This is a genomic window from Aggregatibacter sp. 2125159857, from assembly GCF_017798005.1.
GTDB lineage: Bacteria > Pseudomonadota > Gammaproteobacteria > Enterobacterales > Pasteurellaceae > Aggregatibacter.
On record NZ_CP072548.1, the window covers coordinates 146821 to 169229 of the forward strand.

General features: G+C 44.5%; 19 protein-coding genes and 3 tRNA genes. 9 read left to right on the top strand and 13 right to left on the bottom strand.

Going from position 1 to position 22409, the window contains the following annotated elements; translation table 11 throughout:
- Positions 1-132: 132 nt before the first annotated feature.
- The 3 genes from gss to J5X96_RS00720 form a co-directional block, all read right to left on the bottom strand.
- Entirely contained in the window at positions 133-2022 is a 1890-nt protein-coding gene (gene gss / locus J5X96_RS00710) for a bifunctional glutathionylspermidine amidase/synthase (RefSeq protein WP_209363655.1), read from the bottom strand.
- 85 nt (positions 2023-2107) lie between these two features.
- A complete protein-coding gene (locus J5X96_RS00715) occupies positions 2108-2515 on the bottom strand; it encodes a MerR family transcriptional regulator (RefSeq protein WP_209363657.1) in 408 nt (135 codons plus the stop codon).
- 39 nt (positions 2516-2554) lie between these two features.
- Positions 2555-2866, bottom strand: coding sequence for a DciA family protein (locus J5X96_RS00720; protein ID WP_209363659.1), 312 nt, complete (start codon positions 2864-2866; stop codon positions 2555-2557).
- Positions 2867-2957: 91 nt separating this feature from the next.
- On the opposite strand from J5X96_RS00720, the gene secM reads away from it, so the two are divergent.
- From secM to mutT, 3 genes are all read left to right on the top strand, one after another.
- A complete protein-coding gene (secM, locus tag J5X96_RS00725) occupies positions 2958-3275 on the top strand; it encodes a secA translation cis-regulator SecM (protein WP_209363661.1) in 318 nt (105 codons plus the stop codon).
- A 77-nt stretch (positions 3276-3352) separates the two neighbouring features.
- Positions 3353-6061, top strand: coding sequence for a preprotein translocase subunit SecA (gene secA / locus J5X96_RS00730; protein WP_209363663.1), 2709 nt, complete (start codon positions 3353-3355; stop codon positions 6059-6061).
- 85 nt (positions 6062-6146) lie between these two features.
- Positions 6147-6545, top strand: coding sequence for an 8-oxo-dGTP diphosphatase MutT (gene mutT, locus J5X96_RS00735; protein ID WP_209363665.1), 399 nt, complete (start codon positions 6147-6149; stop codon positions 6543-6545).
- Between the two features lie 60 nt (positions 6546-6605).
- Here the strand turns inward: mutT and J5X96_RS00740 are convergent, their stop codons facing one another.
- From J5X96_RS00740 to J5X96_RS00770, 7 genes are all read right to left on the bottom strand, one after another.
- Positions 6606-6866 (bottom strand): DUF5339 domain-containing protein, encoded by a 261-nt coding sequence (locus J5X96_RS00740; RefSeq protein ID WP_209363666.1) that lies wholly within the window; start codon positions 6864-6866, stop codon positions 6606-6608.
- A 106-nt stretch (positions 6867-6972) separates the two neighbouring features.
- Positions 6973-7049: transfer RNA gene (locus J5X96_RS00745), tRNA-Arg, on the bottom strand.
- Between the two features lie 54 nt (positions 7050-7103).
- A tRNA-Arg gene (locus tag J5X96_RS00750) sits at positions 7104-7180 on the bottom strand.
- A 17-nt stretch (positions 7181-7197) separates the two neighbouring features.
- Positions 7198-7291, bottom strand: a tRNA-Ser gene (locus J5X96_RS00755).
- Between the two features lie 125 nt (positions 7292-7416).
- Positions 7417-9432 (bottom strand): DNA helicase Rep, encoded by a 2016-nt coding sequence (gene rep / locus J5X96_RS00760; RefSeq protein WP_209364726.1) that lies wholly within the window; start codon positions 9430-9432, stop codon positions 7417-7419.
- A 9-nt stretch (positions 9433-9441) separates the two neighbouring features.
- Positions 9442-9672, bottom strand: a complete 231-nt coding sequence (locus J5X96_RS00765) for a YceK/YidQ family lipoprotein (protein ID WP_021616033.1) — start codon at positions 9670-9672, stop codon at positions 9442-9444.
- Positions 9673-9792: 120 nt separating this feature from the next.
- Positions 9793-10338: a porin family protein gene (locus tag J5X96_RS00770; RefSeq protein ID WP_021616034.1), complete on the bottom strand. Its 546-nt coding sequence runs from the start codon at positions 10336-10338 to the stop codon at positions 9793-9795.
- Between the two features lie 216 nt (positions 10339-10554).
- On the opposite strand from J5X96_RS00770, the gene polA reads away from it, so the two are divergent.
- The 5 genes from polA to J5X96_RS00795 all read left to right on the top strand — a co-directional run bounded on the left by polA (position 10555) and on the right by J5X96_RS00795 (position 16000).
- A complete protein-coding gene (polA, locus tag J5X96_RS00775; protein WP_209364728.1) occupies positions 10555-13353 on the top strand; it encodes a DNA polymerase I in 2799 nt (932 codons plus the stop codon).
- 15 nt (positions 13354-13368) lie between these two features.
- Entirely contained in the window at positions 13369-13686 is a 318-nt protein-coding gene (locus J5X96_RS00780; RefSeq protein WP_209363668.1) for a cupin, read from the top strand.
- Between the two features lie 230 nt (positions 13687-13916).
- Positions 13917-14528 carry a glutathione S-transferase gene (locus J5X96_RS00785; RefSeq protein WP_209363670.1) on the top strand — a complete coding sequence of 204 codons (612 nt, stop codon included), beginning with the start codon at positions 13917-13919 and terminating at the stop codon, positions 14526-14528.
- Between the two features lie 194 nt (positions 14529-14722).
- Positions 14723-15763 carry a YeeE/YedE family protein gene (locus tag J5X96_RS00790; protein ID WP_209363672.1) on the top strand — a complete coding sequence of 347 codons (1041 nt, stop codon included), beginning with the start codon at positions 14723-14725 and terminating at the stop codon, positions 15761-15763.
- A 15-nt stretch (positions 15764-15778) separates the two neighbouring features.
- Entirely contained in the window at positions 15779-16000 is a 222-nt protein-coding gene (locus J5X96_RS00795; RefSeq protein WP_209363674.1) for a sulfurtransferase TusA family protein, read from the top strand.
- Between the two features lie 294 nt (positions 16001-16294).
- Here the strand turns inward: J5X96_RS00795 and J5X96_RS09690 are convergent, their stop codons facing one another.
- The 3 genes from J5X96_RS09690 to J5X96_RS00805 form a co-directional block, all read right to left on the bottom strand.
- Positions 16295-16582, bottom strand: a complete 288-nt coding sequence (locus J5X96_RS09690; protein WP_256436936.1) for a DUF5655 domain-containing protein — start codon at positions 16580-16582, stop codon at positions 16295-16297.
- A gap of 15 nt (positions 16583-16597) precedes the next feature.
- Positions 16598-18409 carry a DUF262 domain-containing protein gene (locus J5X96_RS00800; RefSeq protein ID WP_245193469.1) on the bottom strand — a complete coding sequence of 604 codons (1812 nt, stop codon included), beginning with the start codon at positions 18407-18409 and terminating at the stop codon, positions 16598-16600.
- 369 nt (positions 18410-18778) lie between these two features.
- Complete coding sequence (locus J5X96_RS00805) at positions 18779-19264, bottom strand: single-stranded DNA-binding protein (protein ID WP_209363676.1); 486 nt, start codon at positions 19262-19264, stop codon at positions 18779-18781.
- Between the two features lie 169 nt (positions 19265-19433).
- Between J5X96_RS00805 and uvrA the strand changes: the two genes are divergently transcribed.
- On the top strand, positions 19434-22265 hold the full coding sequence (gene uvrA / locus J5X96_RS00810; RefSeq protein WP_209363682.1) for an excinuclease ABC subunit UvrA: 2832 nt from the start codon (positions 19434-19436) through the stop codon (positions 22263-22265).
- Positions 22266-22409 lie beyond the last annotated feature (144 nt).

Genomic DNA, 22409 nt, shown 5'->3' on the forward strand with positions numbered 1-22409 from the left:
AAAATAAAGACTGTCTCTATTCTATGAGAATTTCTACCTAAAAACTGTTATCTTGATCAAAGATTCGAACATTCTTTCCAAAATTTTTATGACTCAAATGCCTAGAGAACAGTCTAAAGATCCCTTGATGGCTTAATCCGTGATAAATGCCTTGTCGTTGAATATACGTAACGGCTGCATATCACTATCGCCGACAATCACCCGAGTCGGGTCGGAACGCAAACAGCTCCCGGCATAATGTCCACCTACAGTAAAAGTGCATACCTGTACATATTGATCTTCTACTTTCGGCAAACACCAAAGTTGCTGGTAAATGTTTTCCTGTTTATCAAAACGGCCGTTTGTACTGTCTAACACGGTTTTACATTCGCCAATGAGTTTCACATTATCCCCACGACGACCGGCAATTGGTTTTTGTGCATAGCCATTTTTAATTAATTCTGGTGTCAGTTCAAATCCCGCTTCCAACAAATAACGGTGATTTGGAAACAACGACCATAACACCGGCAAAATGGCTTTGTTACTTGGAATGGCTGTCCACAAGGGTTCATAAACCAACACTTCTGGGCGAAGTAACACGTCAATTAACCGCACTTTATCTTCCGGATAGCCGGTACGAATCGGCGGAGCAACTTCACGCCCTGTCGCATCTTCACGTAATTGCTCCAACACGGTTTCCCAAGCCCAGGTTTTCCATACGCTTTGGACACGCTGATTTTCATCGTCTAATAATTGTCCGCGCGTATCCCAGTGGAGGCCTTCCGTGCCGTGAATAATCTTCGTTTTAAAACCGGCTTGTATCAGGGCATCACGCATAAACAAGGCATGGTAATCTTCTTCTGCATCGTAATCCTGCATAATATGGACTAACGATGTCGCATGGCTGTGTTTCCATGTATCTGCCAACGCATTAAGTAAACCTTCGCTCGGATCATGCCCCGCAGTGAGGCCGGCTTGTGTCGCCCAACGAGGCAAGATTGCGCCCGCTTCAGCATGACAAGAGGCGGAATCAGCATTGTATTCATACACTTTCAAACCGCGCTCATCGAGACAGAAATCTAATCGCCCACTGATGGTTTGATAACGACGATTTTGCCAAGATAACCGCAGGCGAGGCCAAAGCAGTTTTGGGATGTTGAAATATTGCAATAAGTTATCGTCTTTGAGTACTTTGTCGGTGGCGTGCAAATACATGAGATGTAATTCATTTGTGGCGCGAATCAGTTCATGTTGTGCGCTTTCGGAAAGCGCAAAATAACGATATTGATCACCATGATTCACTCGATGTCCTTGCATTGCTTTAACATAAGCCGCCTCTAACGGTTTTGTTTCATCCAGCCAGTTTGCTGAAAACTGCCCTTGATTCTCAATATGTTTTGCACAAATGTTGAGTTTATTCGGCGCCGGCATAGGTTGTGGCAGGCTGAATTCCTCGCTGTCTGTTTGAATCATCCAACCAAGGATTTCTGTATCATCAAAGGTATCCTGTAAGCGATAGCCGTCCTCTGTTACCGTCATTGGCAATTCACGGGTCCATTGTTGACCGCTCGGCAGGCGGGAGTGAATCACATTTTGTTCTGCAATGCGTACTTTATCTGTCAGCACCTCGGTGATAATTGCCACATGGCCGGTGTGTTTGAACTCGCCACCTTCCTGCCAGATCAGCAACGCACCACATTCCGGCGCTCGCTTTCCACCATTGGCAAAGGCTTGTAGCGGTAACAATGCGTCATTCACCACTTGGCGTAGAAAACGCAGGGAAAAAATTTCGTACGCCATGCCAACATCGGTGAAGACCATGCCGTAATTGAGATAAAGATAGCGACGGGCGAATTCCACACATTGCCACTTATAGCCCATGTATTCGCCACCCAGATAGCTACGAAAAGCGGCATCGTCAGGGTATTCCTGTGCATCTGCTGTATTATAGTCTGAAGAATAAATGGCAACACCACCGGGCGCATAACCCAACAAGCTGCCGAAAGGATCATGTGTTGTGATATTAGGAGAACGATCCGGCATAACAACTCCGAGAAAAGTAAATCAGGCCAATAGTATAGATCTTTTCCCCTACCGCCCCAAGTTACGTTTTATACATTTTCGGTGGTTATCTTATCGGTCTGAACTTCGCATGGCTACGCTGTAAGATCTGCAGTAAATTCTGCTGTTCCGATGCGCCACATTGCTGTTTTAATTGCAACAAATTCATGCGTAAATGTTGCAGACGATGAATATGCTTGGCGATGTCTTGAATATGTCGATCGAGTAATTGATTAATTTCCGTCTTTTTTTGTTCCGATGCGGCGTCTAAACTCAAGAGCAATTTGATTTCTTCCAGGGACATATCCAAAGATCGGCAATAACAAATAAATGACAAGCGCTGCACATGTTCGTCCGTGTATAAACGGAAACCACCTGCAGAACGAAGCGGGCGTGGCATGATGCCTTTTTGTTCATAAAATCGAATGGCATCCACACTACAACCAACCGCTTTGGCTAACTTCCCTATTTTCATCTCAGCTCCGTAAAAACGCCTGAAAAAGACACCGCACTTTTATGACTCAGGACGAAATTCAGGGTTAATGTAAAAAATTAACTCGGTAATTTCCGGCAAATGCTGCTGAATAACGCCCAATAATACCTGCTGACGAAACAAAAAACTTTGGCGAACCATGGCGTTGGCTACCTCAATACGCAAACTCTGTTGCTCAATATTGGCAATACGATACAGCCCGGCAAATTCCGCAGGAAAGAACGCTTTCATTTGCTGATTTAGTTCATTCAGTCGAACGCCTTTTTGCATCATTTTCGCCAATGGCGAATCTTGCAATAAGGTGTGAATATTGATCGGTTTTTGATAACGCATTGCCTTGTTTTCCGCTTCTCCGCCCTAATATTTATGACATTGTAGCGAAATTCCGCTACAATACCGACAATTTTTTGATAGTGAAATCCTTATGATTATTTCCAACAAAAGCAAACACAATTTTTGGTCGCGACTGCTCCTCGGCATGCTGGCGATTTTTGTTTTGCCCGCAACACAGGAACTGAATTATCCCACCTCTGTTGGTAATGAAAACTATCAAAATACGCAACAACAAAATGCGCCTCAAATTTTAACGGCGGTGTCGTTATTACAACAAACCCGCCAGCAACAATGTCAACCGCAACATACCTTACCGACGGTTGAAATTCTCTCCCAAAACGAACCGCACTTTTCGCGTTCGCCATTTATTTCTCATGCGCCAATTCGTGCCGGACCGGCATTCATTTAGCCTCGATTGTCTTACTTATTCCGTCGTTTAATGTCATTAAACGATTTCATTTATCTGTTTTTAAAAAAGAAAGAATTATGCTTAGAACTATTGCAACTAAAATTTTTGGCAGCCGTAATGACCGTGTTTTGCGCCGCCTCAATAAAATCGTCGTCAAAATTAATAAACTTGAGCCGGAATACGAAGCGTTAAGCGATGAACAACTCAAAGCCAAAACGGCAGAATTCCGTGACCGTTTAGCACAAGGCGCAACCTTGGAAAGTTTAATGCCGGAAGCATTCGCGACCGTGCGTGAAGCCAGTAAACGTGTGCTTGGCATGCGTCATTTCGACGTGCAACTTATCGGCGGTATGGTGCTTAACAGCCGCTGTATCGCGGAAATGCGTACCGGTGAAGGGAAAACCTTAACCGCGACATTGCCTTGCTATTTGAACGCGTTACCGGGCAAAGCCGTGCATGTGGTTACCGTGAATGACTATCTTGCCCGCCGCGATGCGGAAACCAACCGTCCATTATTCGAATTTTTAGGTCTAACTGTCGGTGTCAATGTGCCAGGCATGTCACCGGAAGAAAAACGCGCAGCATACGCAGCGGACATTACTTATGCCACCAACAGTGAGCTAGGTTTTGATTATTTGCGTGACAACTTGGCGCACGCCCCGCAAGAGCGCTTTCAAAAAGATCTCTACTATGCGTTAGTGGATGAGGTGGACTCCATCTTAATCGACGAAGCGCGTACGCCGTTAATCATTTCCGGTCAGGCAGAAGACAGCTCCGAACTGTATATTGCTATCGACAAGTTGATTCCTGTCTTAATTAAACAAGACAAAGAAGATACCGAAGAATATCAAGGTACAGGCGATTACACGTTGGATTTAAAAACCAAACAAGCTTACCTGACCGAACGTGGGCAAGAAAAATGCGAACAATGGTTAATTGAACATGGGTTCATGAAAGACACCGAATCCCTTTATTCACCGTCTAAAATTTCTTTGTTACACCACGTTATGGCGGCATTGCGCGCTCATACCTTATTTGAACGTGATGTGGATTACATTGTAAAAGATGGCGAGATTGTTATCGTAGATGAACACACCGGTCGTACGATGGCAGGTCGTCGTTGGTCGGACGGCTTACACCAAGCCATCGAAGCCAAAGAAGGGGTTCGCATTCAAAGCGAAAACCAAACTGTCGCCTCTATCACTTACCAAAACTACTTCCGTTTATACGAGAAATTAGCGGGGATGACCGGTACGGCGGATACGGAAGCCTTTGAATTCCAAAAAATTTATGGCTTAGAAACCGTCGTCATTCCGACCAATCGTCCAATGATCCGTGACGATCGCACTGATGTGATGTTTGAAACAGAAGAATACAAATTCAACGCCATTATTGAGGACATCAAAGATTGTGTGGCCCGTAACCAACCTGTTTTGGTCGGGACAATCTCCATTGAAAAATCCGAATTACTCTCTAATGCGTTGAATAAAGCTGGCATTAAGCATAATGTATTGAACGCCAAATTCCACGCACAAGAAGCGGAAATCGTCGCCAATGCAGGGTATCCGGGAGCCGTCACTATCGCCACCAACATGGCGGGGCGTGGTACCGATATCGTGCTGGGAGGTAACTGGAAAGCGGAAGTGGATAAATTGGAAAATCCAACGCCAGAACAAATTGAGGCAATCAAATCCGCATGGCAAGAACGCCATAACATTGTAAAACAAGCCGGTGGTTTGCACATTATCGGTACTGAACGCCACGAATCCCGTCGTATCGACAACCAGTTGCGCGGTCGTTCCGGTCGTCAAGGGGATCCAGGTTCTTCCCGTTTCTATTTATCCTTAGACGATGCGTTAATGCGTATTTACCTCAATGAAGGCAAACTTAACATGATGCGCAAAGCCTTCAGCCAACCTGGCGAGGCCATGGAGTCTAAATTATTAGCGAAAGTGATTGCCTCTGCACAGGCAAAAGTGGAAGCGCACAACTTCGATGGGCGTAAAAACTTACTCGAATTTGATGATGTGGCAAACGACCAACGTCATGCGATTTATGAACAACGCAATGAATTGTTAGAAAATGACGATATTTCTGAAACTATCGATGTGATTCGTCAGGACGTATTCAACAGCGTTATCGATCAATACATTCCGCCACAATCACTGGAAGAACAATGGGATGTGCCGGCATTGGAACAACGTTTAAAACAAGATTTCGCGCTGGATTTACCTATCACCAAATGGCTGGATGAAGACAATCATCTGCATGAAGAAACCTTGCGTGAGCGTATTATTCAAGCGGCTACGGATGAATATAAACGCAAAGAAGAATTGGCCGGTGCACAAACCATGCGCAATTTTGAAAAAGGCGTAATGTTACAAACCCTAGATGAACTTTGGAAAGAACATTTATCTGCGATGGATCACCTACGCCGTGGTATTCATTTACGCGGTTATGCACAAAAAGATCCGAAACAAGAGTACAAAAAAGAGTCTTTCCAAATGTTTACCGAAATGTTGGATGCCTTGAAATTAAGTGTGGTCACCACCTTAAGTCGCGTCCAAGTTCGCACACAAGAGGAAATGGAAGAAGCAGAACGTTTACGTCAAGAATTGGCGCAACGTGAGGCGGCAGCAATGCAGTATCACAATGAAGAATCACAGGATGAACAAGGCGCTCAAAATGCGGTAGAAGAACACCATAAAATCGGGCGTAATGAACCTTGTCCATGTGGTTCCGGTAAAAAATACAAACATTGCCACGGCAGTCGTGCCAAACATTAATTGGAAATAAATAAAAGTGCGGTTAGAAAAACAATGAAATTTTTAACCGCACTTTTTTCATGAATATTCAGTGAAGGATGGAAAAATGAGGAAACCGCTTGTACAGGTTGCAGCCGGGATTATTCGTAACGAATTTGGACAAATTTATTTAACTCAACGCTTGGAAGGACAAGACTTTGCCCAGTCCCTAGAGTTTCCTGGCGGTAAAGTTGATAAAGGGGAAACACCGGAACAGGCATTAAAACGGGAACTAGAAGAAGAAATCGGTATTGTGGTACTCAATGCACAGCTGTTTGAGCGTTTTGAATTTGAATACCCAACCAAAGTGATTTCTTTCTTTTTTTATCTGGTAGAAGAATGGGTTGGCGAGCCCTTTGGGCGTGAGGGACAAGAAGGTTTCTGGTTGGCACAAAACGAACTGAATGCAGGTCAATTTCCACCGGCAAATGCCAAACTCATTCAACGTTTATTAGCCGAATCTTAACTCTCGCCCATAAAAAAGACCCAACAATTATTGGGTCTTTACGAAAAACAAAAAGCTTAATTATTTTCCCATTGCTGCTTTAGCTTGTTTTAATTGTTCAGTTGCTTGGGAGCAAGCTTGCTCTTGTGCAGCTTCTGGTAAAGCAGATAATTGTTGTTTGCTTGCGTCATATTGTTGTTTCATCATCGCTTGTTGTGCTGCAGGTACTGCACTCACAAAAGAATCGATTTCAGCAAAATATGTTTCGCAGCTTTTAGATAAGCCGGCAGATGCGGACATTGCAAAACCGGATAATAATACTGCAACTAATAGTTTTTTCATTTTTTTCTCCATAATGGTTTGAAAATATCGCCTCAAGTCAGGCGACAGCCCATTATTAGACATTTTGCTCGGGAAAGAAAGTAAGAATTGAAAAACTAAAGTGAAATGGCGCACCCGAAAGGATTCGAACCTTTGACCGCTCGGTTCGTAGCCGAGTACTCTATCCAGCTGAGCTACGGGTGCGTAGTTGACGTTTAATTTGCTCAGACCATTTTAAACAATAGAGTCGATTTAAAATGGCGCACCCGAGAGGATTCGAACCTCTGACCGCTCGGTTCGTAGCCGAGTACTCTATCCAGCTGAGCTACGGGTGCGAGACAAATTAAACAAATGGCGGTGAGAGAGGGATTCGAACCCTCGATGGAGTTTTTGACCCCATACTCCCTTAGCAGGGGAGCGCCTTCAGCCTACTCGGCCATCTCACCACAATCGGTTTGTGGGCGGTATAATACGGATTTATGACAATAAGTCAAATTATTTTTTCTGAAAAGTGCTTAAAATCAAGTTAGTTGTGCGATTTCTCAACAACTTCAAATATTACCTTCACAGATTATTTCCCGCGTAAAATTGCCCGTAAATTGGCGATATGGCTTTGCGTTTTCGCCTGTTGCTGTTCCACACTTAACGGCGGTTTGTCTCGTTCCCATTGCAAATCATCTTCCGGTAATTCTAGCAAGAATCGACTTGGCTCCGGACGAATCAATTCGCCGAACTGACGCCGTTCCTTACATAAGGAAAACCACAGATTTCGTTGCGCACGAGTAATGCCCACATACGCCAAACGGCGTTCTTCCTCCACGTTGTCTTCGTCAATACTGGTTTGATGCGGCAAAATGCCTTCTTCCATGCCGATTAAAAACACATACGGAAATTCTAGCCCTTTGGAGGCATGAAGCGTCATTAATTGGACTTGATCACTGTCATCGTCCTCTTCGCCCCGTTCCAGCATATCGCGTAAGGTTAAGCGGGTGACGATTTGGTTCAGATTCATCGGCTCGTTAAACTCATCACCTTTTAACATGTCAGCGACCCAATCAAACAACGTTGCCACGTTTTTGCTCTGCATTTCTGCCGCTTTTGGGCTGGTGGCGTATTCGTATAAATATTCTTCGTAATGTAATGAAGTCAGCATGGAACGCACGGCGCGTTCAGGTTCGGAACGTTGTATTTCATCATTCAATTCGACAATCCAACGGGCGAATTTTTGCAACGCATCATAGGCTTTCGGGGTGACCCGTTGAATCAGCTCAAAATCAAAAATCGCTTCAAATAAGCTGACATGTTTTTCTTGTGCCAGTGAACCCAATTTTTCCAGTGTTGCCGTACCGATTTCCCGTTTTGGCGTGTTCACAATGCGCAAAAACGCTGCATCATCATCTTGATTTACCACCAAACGCAAATACGCCATCATGTCCTTAATTTCCGCGCGGGAGAAAAAGGATGTGCCGCCGGAGATTTTGTATGGAATACGGTTTTGCATCAGAATTTTTTCCAGCAAGCGTGATTGGTGGTTGCCACGATACAAAATGGCATAATCGCGATAATGGGTTTTGGCGATAAAACGGTGAGCAATGAGTTCGCCCACGACACGTTCTGCCTCATGTTCTTCATTTTTCGCTTCAATAATTTGTAACTTTTCCCCTTCGCCTAAATTGGAAAAGAGTTTTTTGTCGAAAACATGATCGTTGTTATCAATGAGGATATTGGCGCAATGCAAAATGCGTTGGCTGGAACGGTAATTTTGTTCCAGTTTAATCACCCGTAACGCCGGAAAATCATCGCGTAACCGCACCATATTCTGCGGGCGAGCACCACGCCAAGAATAAATAGACTGATCGTCGTCACCCACCACCGTGAAACGCGCACGATCACCTACCAACAACTTAATCAACTCATATTGGCTGGTATTGGTGTCTTGGTATTCATCTACCAACAGATAGCGAATTTTCTCTTGCCATTTTGACCGCACTTCGGCATTCTGTTTGAACAGTAGGGTCGGTAACATAATCAAATCATCAAAATCCAAAGCATTGTAGGAACGCAGTTGTTTGTTATAGCGGTCGTAACAATGAGCGAAGGTTTGTTCTTGCTTATCACGCGCCAATGTCATTGCTTGTTGCGGGCTACATAAATCATTTTTCCAGTTGGAGATACGATTAATTAGCGTACGTAGTAACTCTTTGTCTTCCTGCAACAGATCAGCAGTGAGCTCTTTTAACAACGCCATTTGATCATGTTCATCAAACAGCGTCATGTTCGCTTTAAAACCTAAGTGCTTGTATTCACGCTTAATAATGTCAAACCCGAGGGTGTGAAAGGTGGACACAATGAGCCCTTTGGAGGATTCCTTACCAATGGACTGTGCCACACGTTCTTTCATTTCACGTGCGGCTTTATTGGTGAAAGTGACGGCGGCGATTTGCTTTGGAAGATAACCGCACTTACCAATCAGGTGAGCAATTTTGTTGATGATGACGCGCGTTTTCCCAGAGCCTGCACCGGCTAAAACGAGGCAAGGGCCGGACACATATTCCACGGCTTGTTGTTGTTGCGGATTGAGTTTCATAGTCATTGATTATTCACTTTGCGACCAGACATAAGGCAAAAGTGCCGTATCCAACAGAAAAGACAATGGCACATCCAAAATCGGTAAGCCCCAGCGCTTTGCCATCTCGAAATCGTATTTCGTGCCGGCATAAGCGCGATAAGGCTCTGTCGGATCCACCAGTTTTACCACGGTGCCACAGGCGCTGGTGGTGAAAAGTGCGGTCGAAAAAAACAGTGTTTTTAGGGGTTGAAATTTCATAAGCAGGCGAATTTTACACCAAATAGGAAAGGATAGGGCAAGGTTTCCGTAAGATTGCACAGGCAAAAAAATTGCGCCGTTGGTTTTCCTTCGGCGCAATCTCTTTAAAATGCATTCAAATTAGAAACGATAGGTCGCGCTTGTGCTGAATGTATTGCCTTTAATGTTCGTGCTTTCAAAGCGATGACCGGTGCGTAAATATTCAACGCCAAGTTCAAAGTTTGGCACAACGGCGGCTTTCACGCCGGCACCGAAACCATAACCTAAGTTCGTATCGCTGGCACTGTAGCTGCCATCGTGAGCATATTTTTTAAATTTCACCACTTCGCCACTGAGTTTCGCATAAGGCAAAATAGACGGTGCAACTTTATAACCTAGCAAATAGCCTACGCCTAAACGTCCTCGTTGTTCAAATCGGCCATAAGCGTTGTCTTGTAATTTGGAATCATGCGCTTTTAATTTTCCTTCCACGATACCCACGACATTTTCATCAAGTTGGAAACCGTAATCAACGATAGCATCAATATTGGCAATACGTTTTGCACCTTCATATTTTGTTGTACCCACGCCAACCCCAATACCTAAATCAGTGAAATTAACATCGGAGGCGATTGCCGTTGTTGATACGATAGCCGCGCTAAGCGCTAAAAGTGTGAATTTTTTCATAAGATCCTCTGCTGGATTGTGTTAAAAACGACCTGAGTATAGGCATTTTCACCGTCAGGATCAAGATCCATCAGCGATTTCACCGATCAGACAAGACAAAGTGCGGTGGGGCTTTTAGGTGTTTTTTAATCCCTTTTTTCTGGGGGATTTCCCCATGCGCCCTTGGCTGATTTTCGCTATAATACGACAACATTTTATCAACATCATGAGATGATTATGGCTCAAATTGCTGCAAATCCCCTTGTCCTCGTGGACGGTTCTTCTTATTTATACCGCGCTTTTCACGCCTTCCCTCCGCTTACCAACTCCAACGGTGAACCGACAGGCGCCATGTATGGTGTGCTGAATATGTTGAAAAGCCTGATTTCTCAAGTGCAGCCAAGCCACATTGCGGTGGTGTTTGATGCCAAAGGCAAAACTTTCCGCGATGAAATGTTTGAGCAATATAAATCTCATCGTCCGCCGATGCCGGATGATCTACGTAAACAAATCCAGCCCTTGCATGACATGATCCGCGCATTGGGGATTCCGCTGTTGGTGGTGGAAGGTGTGGAAGCGGACGATGTGATCGGCACATTAGCACGCCAAGCGTCGCAAAACGGGCAGAAGGTACTTATCAGTACCGGTGACAAAGACATGGCGCAGCTGGTGGATGACAACATTATGTTGATTAATACCATGAACAACAGCCTACTGGATTGTGATGGCGTGATTGAAAAATACGGCATTCCACCGGAGTTAATTATTGATTACCTGGCATTGATGGGCGATAGCTCCGACAACATTCCCGGTGTGTCCGGTATTGGCGAAAAAACCGCATTAGGGCTTTTGCAGGGAATCGGTAGCATGGCACAAATTTATGCCAATCTGGATAAAGTCGCCGAACTGCCGATTCGTGGTGCGAAGAAACTCGGTGAAAAATTGCTTGCTGAAAAAGACATGGCAGATTTGTCCTACGCGTTGGCAACCATCAAAACCGACGTGGCATTGGCATTTTCCCCGCAAGAACTTGCCCTAGGTGACAGCAACAATGACGCCTTAATCGAATATTTCGGGCGGTATGAATTCAAACGCTGGCTAGGCGAGGTGATGAACGGCACCAATTCTGTAACGCAACCGACGCATTCAGTGAAAATTAATCACTATCAAGCGACGCCGGCAGTCAAAACCGATGAAAGTGCGGTTGAAAATGCCGTTAAATTTAACATCGATCGTAGCCGCTATGAAAACATTCTGACTGAAGCGGATTTAGCCCGTTGGGTGGAAAAATTAAGTGCCGAGGAACTGATCGCGGTAGATACGGAAACCGACGGGCTGGATTATATGTCCGCCAATTTGGTCGGCGTGTCTTTTGCGTTAGAAAATGGCGAAGCGGCGTATTTACCGTTGCATTTGGATTATCTCGGTGCGCCAAAAACGCTCGAAAAAAGCACCGCACTTGCCGCTCTCAAACCCATTTTAGAGAACCCGAATATCGGTAAAGTCGGGCAGAATCTCAAGTTTGATATGACCATTTTCGCCCGCAACGGCATTGCACTGCAGGGCATTGAATTCGATACCATGTTGCTTTCTTACACCTTGGATAGCACCGGTCGGCACAACATGGACGACTTAGCGAAACGCTATCTCGGACACCAAACTATCGGCTTTGAAGACATTGCCGGCAAAGGGAAAAATCAGCTGACATTCAACCAAATCCCGCTGGAACAAGCGGGCGAATACGCGGCGGAAGATGCCGACGTGACCATGAAATTGCAACAAGTGTTGTGGGAAAAACTTCAGTCGCAATCCAGTTTGGTAGAACTCTATCAATCCATCGAATTGCCCTTGCTCGGTGTATTGTCACGCATGGAGCGTTGTGGTGTACTGATTGATTCTGATGCGCTGTTCCTGCAGTCCAACGAAATTACCGAAAGATTGACCGCACTTGAAATGCAGGCGCACGAACTGGCGGGACAACCGTTCAATTTGGCGTCCACGAAACAGTTGCAAGAAATTCTGTTCGATAAACTCGGTTTGCCGGTGTTGCAAAAAACCCCGAAAGGCGCGCCGTCCACTAATGAAGACGTGTTGGAGGAACTCGCGTACAGCCACGAATTGCCGAAAGTGTTGGTGGAACATCGCGGTTTGAGCAAACTGAAATCCACTTACACTGACAAATTGCCGCAAATGGTGAACCCGCAAACCGGGCGCGTGCACACCTCTTATCATCAAGCCGTAACGGCAACAGGGCGACTTTCTTCCAGTGATCCGAATTTGCAGAATATTCCGATTCGTAACGAGGAAGGCCGCCGTATTCGCCAAGCCTTTATTGCCCGTGACGGCTATAAAATTATCGCCGCCGACTACTCGCAAATCGAGCTGCGCATTATGGCGCATTTGTCCAACGATGCAGGTTTGATTAACGCGTTTGCACAAGGCAAAGACATTCACCGTTCCACCGCGGCGGAGATTTTTGGTTTGCCGTTGGAACAGGTGACGAGCGAACAGCGTCGCAACGCGAAAGCCATTAACTTCGGGCTGATTTACGGTATGTCCTCTTTCGGGCTTTCCCGTCAGCTTGGGATTTCCCGCGCGGATGCGCAACGTTACATGGATTTGTATTTCCAACGTTACCCGGGCGTGCAAACCTTCATGCACGACATCCGTGAGAAGGCGAAAGCGCAAGGCTACGTAGAAACCTTATTCGGACGCCGTTTATATTTGCCGGAAATCAATTCCTCCAACGCCATGCGCCGCAAAGGCGCGGAAAGGGTGGCGATTAACGCGCCAATGCAAGGTACCGCCGCCGACATCATCAAACGCGCCATGATTAAGCTAGATGAAATTACGCGTGATAATCCGGATATTCATATGATTATGCAGGTGCACGATGAATTGGTGTTTGAAGTGCGGTCAGAAAAAATCGCGTTTTTTAGCGATCTCATCAAACAACACATGGAAGCGGCTGCTGAGCTTGTGGTACCACTGATTGTGGATGTGGGCGTGGGCGAAAACTGGGACGAAGCACATTAAAACGAAGGAGAGAATATGTCACACAAAATTATCCGTAGCGCAAATTTCACCGCCACCCGTGCATGGGGCGGCTTGGATATCACCGAAATGAATGGCATCAGCGTGCGTTTGCATTGGACAAATGAGCCTTACAAATGGCATATCAATGATGGCGAGGAAGTCTTTGCCGTAATGGACGGCGTGGTGGAAATGCACTACAAAGAGCGCGGCGAAGCCAAAAGCGTATTGCTAGAAACCGGCGATATTTTTTATGCCGGCATCGGTACCGAACACGTCGCCCACCCGCAAGGCGAAGCGCGGATTTTGGTGATTGAAAAGTCGGGAAGTGTTTGATCAATAAAGAACTTAACTGTTTCAGAAACATAATAAAATATGACCACTAAATCCGCCTAAAAGGATTTTTATTTTACAAAACACTGGCGGATACAAAGTTATCAAGTGAGGTAATTTTCGTGTCCACCGCAACGTTTTAGTTTTCTAAGAGAGAAGTCATTAGCAAAAGTGCGGTAAAATTTAACTGTCCTTTTATAGGCTTCCAAGATGCAATAAACAAGGAGATCACCATGAAACTTTGGTATTCCACCACAAGTCCCTTTGTGCGCAAAGTGATGGCTGTGCTTAAATATCATAAATTGGACGAACAAATTGAATTATTACGCGTGACATCCGCGTTCGATCCCAATTCACCACATAATCAAGACAACCCGCTCGGACGCATTCCGGCGCTACAACTTGATAACGGAGAATGGCTGTTTGGTAGTTTATTAATCAGTGAATATTTCGATTCTATCGGACACAGTAAATGTTTATTTCCACAAGGAGAACAACGTTGGCAGGTGCTGCAGGCGCATTCTTTGGTGGATGGCATTTTAGAAAATACCATTCCAATGCTTGCTGAACGCATGCTTCGCCCACAGGAAGAATGGTGGACGACACGGCATGAACAACTCAATGAACGTAATTGTCGTAGTTTTATTGAATTGGAAAAGTATCTGACAAAATTTGGTGAGCAGTTAAATATCGGTACGATAAGTGCCGTCTGTCTTATCGACTGGTGGGCATTACGTCAAACTCAAATCGGGTTAGATTTAAACAAGATCTCCCCAAATTTAGTAACTTGGGCAGCGCGCATGAATCAGCATTATGATTTTTTAGCAGAGACCAAACCAAGATAAAACACCTAGGAAAATAACCGCACTTTTATGCTAAAAATATACTGACTTTATGCTACAAAAAAATAACAATCCGCACGTAAATGTGCGGATTGTTATTTCTAAATCACATATCAATTAACTAAAAGTTCTTGGCGTATATATTCTAAATTCATTAAAAATACCGCATTCGTTTTTTACTTACTTTAGGAGATCCTATGCTTTTAACAGGGTTATTTTGTGGTATTTTGCTTGGTTTTGTGATGCAACGTGGGCGTTTTTGTATCACCGGTGCATTTCGTGATTTATATGTCACCAAAAACAACAAAATGTTTGTAGCATTACTTATTGCCATTACGGTGCAATCTGTCGGTTTCTTTTTATTAAAAGAAATAGGTGTGTTGAATGTTGATCCAGCTGAAAACTTTGCCTTTTTGGCTGTATTAATCGGCGCATTTTTATTTGGTATCGGCATTGTGTTGGCTGGCGGTTGTGCTACAGGAACTTGGTATCGTGCAGCAGAAGGTTTAGTCGGAAGCTGGATTGCACTTTTTACCTATATGCTGTTAAGCGCAATGATGAGAACCGGCCCACTCGGTGATTTTAATAAAGCATTGCGCGATATTAATATCGAACAACGCAATATTTACGATACCTTCGGCATTTCACCGTGGTGGTTGGTCGCATTACTTAGTTTGATTACCGGTTATTATGTGTACAAACATTTAAGCAAACCGGCGCCCAAATTAGCGACGCTTAAACCAAGAAAAACAGGCTTAGCCCATTTGTTATTTGAAAAACGCTGGCATCCTTTTGTGTCTGCCGTGTTGGTGGGATTCATCGCCTTGCTCGCTTGGCCTTTAAGCGTAGCAACAGGACGTGAATTTGGCTTAGGTATTACCGGCCCTTCTGCCAACATCATGCAATACTTGGTTACCGGCAATGACAAATTTATTAACTGGGGTGTGTTCCTCGTCCTAGGGATTTTTATTGGTTCATTTATTGGGGCGAAAGGAAGCAATGAATTTCGCGTTCGCGTTCCTGATGTCACGACCATTTTGCGTAGCGCACTAGGCGGGATTTTTATGGGCATAGGTGCAAGCCTTGCAGGCGGTTGCTCTATTGGTAATGGCTTAGTTGAAACCGCTTTCTTCTCATGGCAAGGCTGGGTTTCTTTGCCACTAATGGTGCTTGGCACTTGGGTTGCCGCTTACTTTACCATTATCCGACCGCAACGATTAAAAACCGTCACAGCTTAATTTTAGGAGATAAAAATGATTGTTAAATTACCTACACTCGGTTTAGTTTGCCCTTTCCCATTGATTGAAGCCAAAGAAGCCATGGTGAAACTCAATAAGGGCGATGGGTTAGAAATTGAATTTGACTGCACACAAGCCACAGAAGCCATTCCTGCATGGGCGGCAGAAGAGGGTTACGAAGTAACTGATTTTGAACAAATCGATGATGCTAAATGGAAAATTACCGTCATTAAATAAGATATAAAAGTGCGGCTCGATGTCTCGAAATTATGTGGCTGCTGCACAAAGCTAAAATGACCTCACAAAATAGCACCCCCTGATGGCGCAAGTGTCCACGCTTGTGCTATTTAATAAAAACATTGCGAATTTTACCCATAAACGTTGGGAGAACCAATGTTCAAAATCCTTTGGATTTTGTGACCGCACTTTTAGTTGATAGGCACAAGCGTGGACGCTTGCGCCATCGTAGAGGTGAACAAAGGTCGTTTGAAAAGCCAAACAAGGCCTCAGACGGCCTTTTAAAAATAGGAGTTAATCTTTTATCATTTGATAATCAAAAGATTGTCGAATCAGCCCCATAACATAAGTCAAATCATCAAAATTATCTAAGAGGACTTCAACATCTCCATTACCCCATTTCCCTAAATTTGTAATATCTCGACACAGCCCGCGTGGGTCTTGAATATCGGCAAATCGCATATTTAAAACTAAACGTAATCGTTTAGCCTGCGGGATAATATCCACAAAATTGGTTTCTGCTTTATAGGCGACATACAATTTTAAAAACTCCTCGCTGACACATTCGTCAAATGCCAGAATTTGTTGCCGTAATGTTTAGAATAAAGTGTGCATTGCCGCATTCAGCATCAGGTGTGGATGGTCTGTAATATTGTATGTCGTTTCAGTGTTCTTTTGGGGTTGATAATGAGAAAGTCGTTCTTGTGTTAAATAAGGAATAGACCAAATTTTGGCTGCTAAAACGGATAATCGCTCTGCACGCAGATTAATTTGTTCTTCATTCCAATATTCCTTTGGCAAATTTTTATTTAAGTTTAATGGACTAGATGACAAACCGATAGCGTTACCGTCTCCATCTTTTACTTGGTCTCGTTTGTAAACATAGGGACGATCGCTGTATTCGCTGTTATAGGCGGTTAAGGTTAAATTTCCCAATGTATGCAAATAAGTCTGTTGAACTTTCTGCCAATCACTTCCTAAATCTGCCTGCCATTCGTCAGATAAATTCGGGTTTTGCGGCATGATATGTTCAATAGTGTACTCATTGACATTGACTTTTTCTTTACGTCCGTAATTTTCAAGCTTGCGTAGCAGGTAAATCCGGCGGGCAAAATTGTAGGAATCACGAATTTTAATTTCACGCAAAAATTCTTCATCAGATGGAAAGCGGCGGTAAGATGGAAGAATGAGCAGTTCGGCTTGCAAACTTTCCACATAATTTGTTTTATCCAGATTTCTGGCAAGTGAAGCAAAGGTTTTATTAAGCGAGTTAGTAGGGATATTACATACCGCGCGGCGGAAAACATAGCTTTCCACTAAACGCACAATTTGGCACATTTCGTCAGTACTTAAACCTTCCTGTTTGTAAGTATGGTAGGCATCTAATAAAAATGGATAGGCAACATCGACTTTCAATTCACGCAAGTCGGTAAATGTTTCTTTTAAAGCCGGATTGGTTTCTTTGTTTAAAGCAAAGGCACAATAGTAACCTGCATAAGTATAAATATCGGCAACCAGCTCTTTTACATTATTGGAAAAATGGGTATGAGCAAAAAGTTTAAATTCACTGTAAACCTGACGGATATTCGGAATATTTCCTGTTTTCGCAGTCAAATAATGACGCATAAAATCATCAAAATATTGACTATATGCTTCTTGCCCGAAAAGTTGTTCCATTTTACGCCAATAATCGCGATATAGTTCGGCTTGTAGGTCTGGTTCTAATCCCATCAGAATATAGTTACGGATTAAGTCTGCTTGACTAAGCTCCAAACCTGTTGAATTCATACTTTCAAAAATCAGTTGTGGATTGTCTTGCGTTCGATCAAGCGCGACTTCCACAATAACCAATTTATCTAAACCTCGGCAAATTTGTTCCAATTTGTCTTGATTTTCCTGAATCAGTTTTTGGAATTGTTCGTAATTTTCTTGAATTCTACTGCTGAATCGTTCTGGTTGTGGCGTATTTTTCAATATGGCAAGAAGGGTATCTTTATCAGTTTCAGACAAAATCAATTTAAAGTGTCTTTCGCCTTCTTCCTCAGGATTGGTTAAGTAATAGTTATGCAGTTTTTTAGCGGAAAAACTATTTAACAATTCAGGGATATTATATTGCTCAAAAAACTCAGCCAATGCTGCAATGAGTAGGGTGCAAGTAGTTAAACGCTGCTGCCCGTCAATTACTAGTAAGGATTCCTGACTGCTTACGGTGGATAGTGCGCGCTCAACATAAACGATAGAACCGATGAAGTGTGCGTGAATACGTCCATCAGTCCCTGTCCGCATAATATCATCCCACAGTTGGGTACACTGTTTGTCTGTCCAAGAATAGTTCCGTTGATAGATAGGAATGATGAACTGGGATGATTTTCTCAAAAATTTAAGCAAATTAGCTGCTAATGCTCTCATTGATGCTTCCTCTAAAAAAATAACTTGTGCATTATAAATTTTTTCATCACTAACTTGTACCCATCCCCGATGGCGCAAGCGTCCACACTTGTGCCAATTTTTCTAAGGATTAATCAATGAGCAAACGCCTTACCAAAACCCTCTTACGTTGGAAATGTCGCAGTATCCGGTGATTGCGTAATTGCGTCCTAAAATGCGCTATTTTCTTATTACGATAAAAAACTGCGGTCAAAATTTTCGATATTTAAGTTGGAAAAACGCACAGAAAAATGACCGCACTTTTGCGCTAAAAATACACCGACTTTATGCCACAAAAATGATAAAGGGTCTGAAATAACATCAGACCCTTTTGATTGTTTATTTTACTCTTTAGAACGGAATATCATCATCAAAATTATCCATCGGCGGTTCGGCTGCCGGTTTGCTTGCCGGGGTGGCACGTGGTGCAGTTGGCGCGCTTGGTGCTTGGCTTGGGTAGCTTGGCTGTGCTGCCGGCGCGTAGCCGCCAGATTGACGATCAGAGCGGCTGTCTAACATTTGTAAAACATCGCCTTGAATTTCTGTGGTGTAGCGATCTTGGCCATTTTGATCTTGCCATTTGCGGGTTCTTAAACGCCCTTCAACATAAACTTTAGAGCCTTTGCGCAGGTATTCGCCCGCCACTTCCGCCTGACGACGATAGAACACAATGCGGTGCCATTCGGTCACTTCACGACGTTCGCCGGTGTTTTTATCATTCCAGCTTTCACTGGTGGCAACGGTAATGTTGGCAACCGCTTCGCCGTTCGGCATGGTACGAATTTCAGGATCGTTACCTAAGTTACCAACAATAATGACTTTATTTACTCCAGCCATAATATCCTCTTCTTTATTCAATTTTGCTGTAAAAAAATTTGCTCTATTCTGCCTGAAAATTCGGGATAAATCCACGCTTTCAAGAAAATTAACTGGATATTTGCACAGTTATTTAGGAATATGCGATAATTGTCGCATATTTACACTTCTTTCATTTATAAAATCTATTATGGATACCATCGACATTCGTGGGGCGCGAACCCACAATCTGAAAAATATTAACTTAACCATTCCCCGTGATAAATTAATTGTCATTACCGGTTTATCTGGCTCAGGCAAATCTTCTTTGGCGTTTGACACGCTGTATGCGGAAGGGCAACGCCGTTATGTGGAATCCTTGTCCGCCTATGCGCGGCAGTTCCTCTCGTTAATGGAAAAACCGGATGTGGACCATATTGAAGGGCTTTCACCAGCCATTTCTATTGAGCAAAAATCCACCTCGCACAACCCTCGTTCAACGGTGGGTACCATTACCGAAATTCACGATTACCTGCGTTTGTTGTTTGCCCGCGTGGGCGAGCCGCGCTGTCCTCATCACAATGTCCCGCTCACGGCACAAACCATCAGCCAAATGGTGGATAAAGTGCTTTCCCTGCCTGAAGAAAGCAAAATGATGTTGTTGGCGCCGGTGGTAAAAGAGCGCAAAGGTGAACACGTTAAATTATTACAACAAATCGCCGCGCAAGGTTACATTCGCGCCCGTATTGATGGTGAGATTTGCGATTTATCCGATCCACCAAAACTGGAATTACAGAAAAAACACACTATCGAAGTGGTGGTGGATCGCTTTAAAGTGCGGTCGGATTTAGCCACAAGATTGGCGGAATCCTTTGAAACCACGCTCGAGCTTTCCGGCGGCACGGCGGTCGTCGCGTATATGGACGATCCGAAAGCGGAAGAACTGGTGTTTTCTGCCAACTTTGCCTGTCCGCACTGCGGCTATTCCGTACCGGAACTGGAACCTCGTCTATTCTCCTTTAATAACCCCGCCGGTGCGTGCCCAACTTGTGACGGTTTGGGCGTACAACAATATTTCGATGAAAAACGCGTGGTGCAAAATCCGAGTATTTCCCTTGCCAATGGCGCTATTAAAGGCTGGGATCGACGTAATTTCTATTATTACCAAATGCTCACGTCCCTAGCGAAACACTACCATTTCGATATTGAAACGCCTTTTGAAGAACTGCCAAAAAAAATCCAACAGATTATTTTGCACGGTTCCGGCAAGGAAGAAATCGAATTCCAATACATGAACGATCGCGGCGATGTGGTGTTGCGCCACCATGTATTCGAAGGCATTTTGAACAACATGGCGCGCCGTTATAAAGAAACGGAATCCATGTCAGTGCGGGAAGAACTTGCCAAACACATCAGCAATCGCCCTTGTGCTGATTGTGGCGGTTCGCGTCTGCGTCCCGAGGCGCGTAACGTTTATATTGAGCAAACCAATCTGCCTGATGTCTCGGAGAAAAGCATCGGGGAAGCCTTGAGCTTTTTTGGAGAGCTACAGCTGAGTGGGCAAAAAGCACAAATCGCCGAGAAGATTCTGAAAGAAATTAAAGAGCGGTTACAATTTTTGGTGAATGTGGGCTTGAATTATCTTTCCCTTTCCCGCTCCGCCGAAACCCTTTCAGGCGGTGAAGCGCAACGCATTCGTCTTGCCAGCCAAATTGGTGCGGGCTTAGTCGGTGTGATGTACGTATTGGATGAACCGTCCATCGGCTTGCATCAACGGGATAATGAACGCTTGCTCAATACCTTGATTCACTTACGAAATCTCGGCAATACTGTGATTGTGGTGGAACACGATGAAGATGCGATTTTAAGCGCCGACCACATTATCGACATCGGCCCGGGCGCAGGTGTGCATGGTGGTAATGTCATTGCCGAAGGCACGGCACAACAAATCATGCAAAATCCAAACTCTCTTACAGGCAAATTCTTATCCGGCGTAGAAAAAATCGAAATACCGAAAAAACGTACCGCACTTGATAAGAAAAAAATGCTCAAGTTGTTTGGCGCATCAGGCAATAACCTGAAAAACGTCAACTTAGAGATTCCGGTCGGTTTGTTTACCTGTATCACCGGCGTCTCTGGTTCAGGCAAATCCACGTTGATTAACGATACCTTGTTTCCGATTGCTCAAAACGCATTAAACCGCGCGGAAAATGCAGAAGCAGCGCCGTATAAATCTATCGAAGGTTTGGAGTTTTTCGACAAAGTTATCGATATTGACCAAAGCCCGATTGGCCGTACACCGCGCTCTAACCCGGCAACCTACACCGGCGTGTTTACCCCGATTCGTGAGCTGTTCGCCGGCGTACCGGAAGCCCGAGCACGCGGCTACAACCCTGGACGTTTCAGTTTTAACGTACGCGGTGGACGTTGCGAAGCCTGTCAGGGCGACGGCGTGATCAAAGTGGAAATGCACTTCCTGCCGGATGTGTATGTGCCTTGCGACCAATGTAAGGGTAAACGCTACAACCGCGAAACCTTAGAAATTCGCTACAAAGGCAAAACCATTCATCAAGTGTTGGATATGACCGTGGAAGAAGCGCGCGAATTTTTCGATGCAGTTCCGATGATTGCGCGCAAACTGCAAACCCTAATGGACGTGGGCTTGTCTTACATTCGCTTAGGTCAATCCTCCACCACCCTTTCCGGTGGAGAAGCGCAACGAGTGAAATTGGCAACGGAACTCTCTAAACGGGATACGGGTAAAACCCTGTATATTTTGGACGAACCTACTACCGGGCTACATTTTGCCGACATCAAACAGCTACTTTCTGTGTTGCACCGTTTGCGCGATCAGGGTAATACCATCGTGGTCATTGAGCACAATTTAGACGTGATTAAAACCGCTGACTGGATTGTGGATCTCGGCCCGGAAGGCGGTAGCGGCGGCGGACAAATTATCGCCACCGGTACGCCGGAGCAGGTCGCTAAAGTGGAAGGCTCGCATACCGCGCGCTTCCTGAAAGGGATTTTGGCGAAAGGTTAAAAACGTTTTATTTTTCCACCGCACTTTTGCGCACGTTGTCTGGGTAATTTTGCCTTATTCGTGCAACAAGTTGCACGCTACATTGTCTGGGTAATTTCGCCTTGTTCGTACAGCACGTTGCACGCGACGTTGGTTCAATCACGT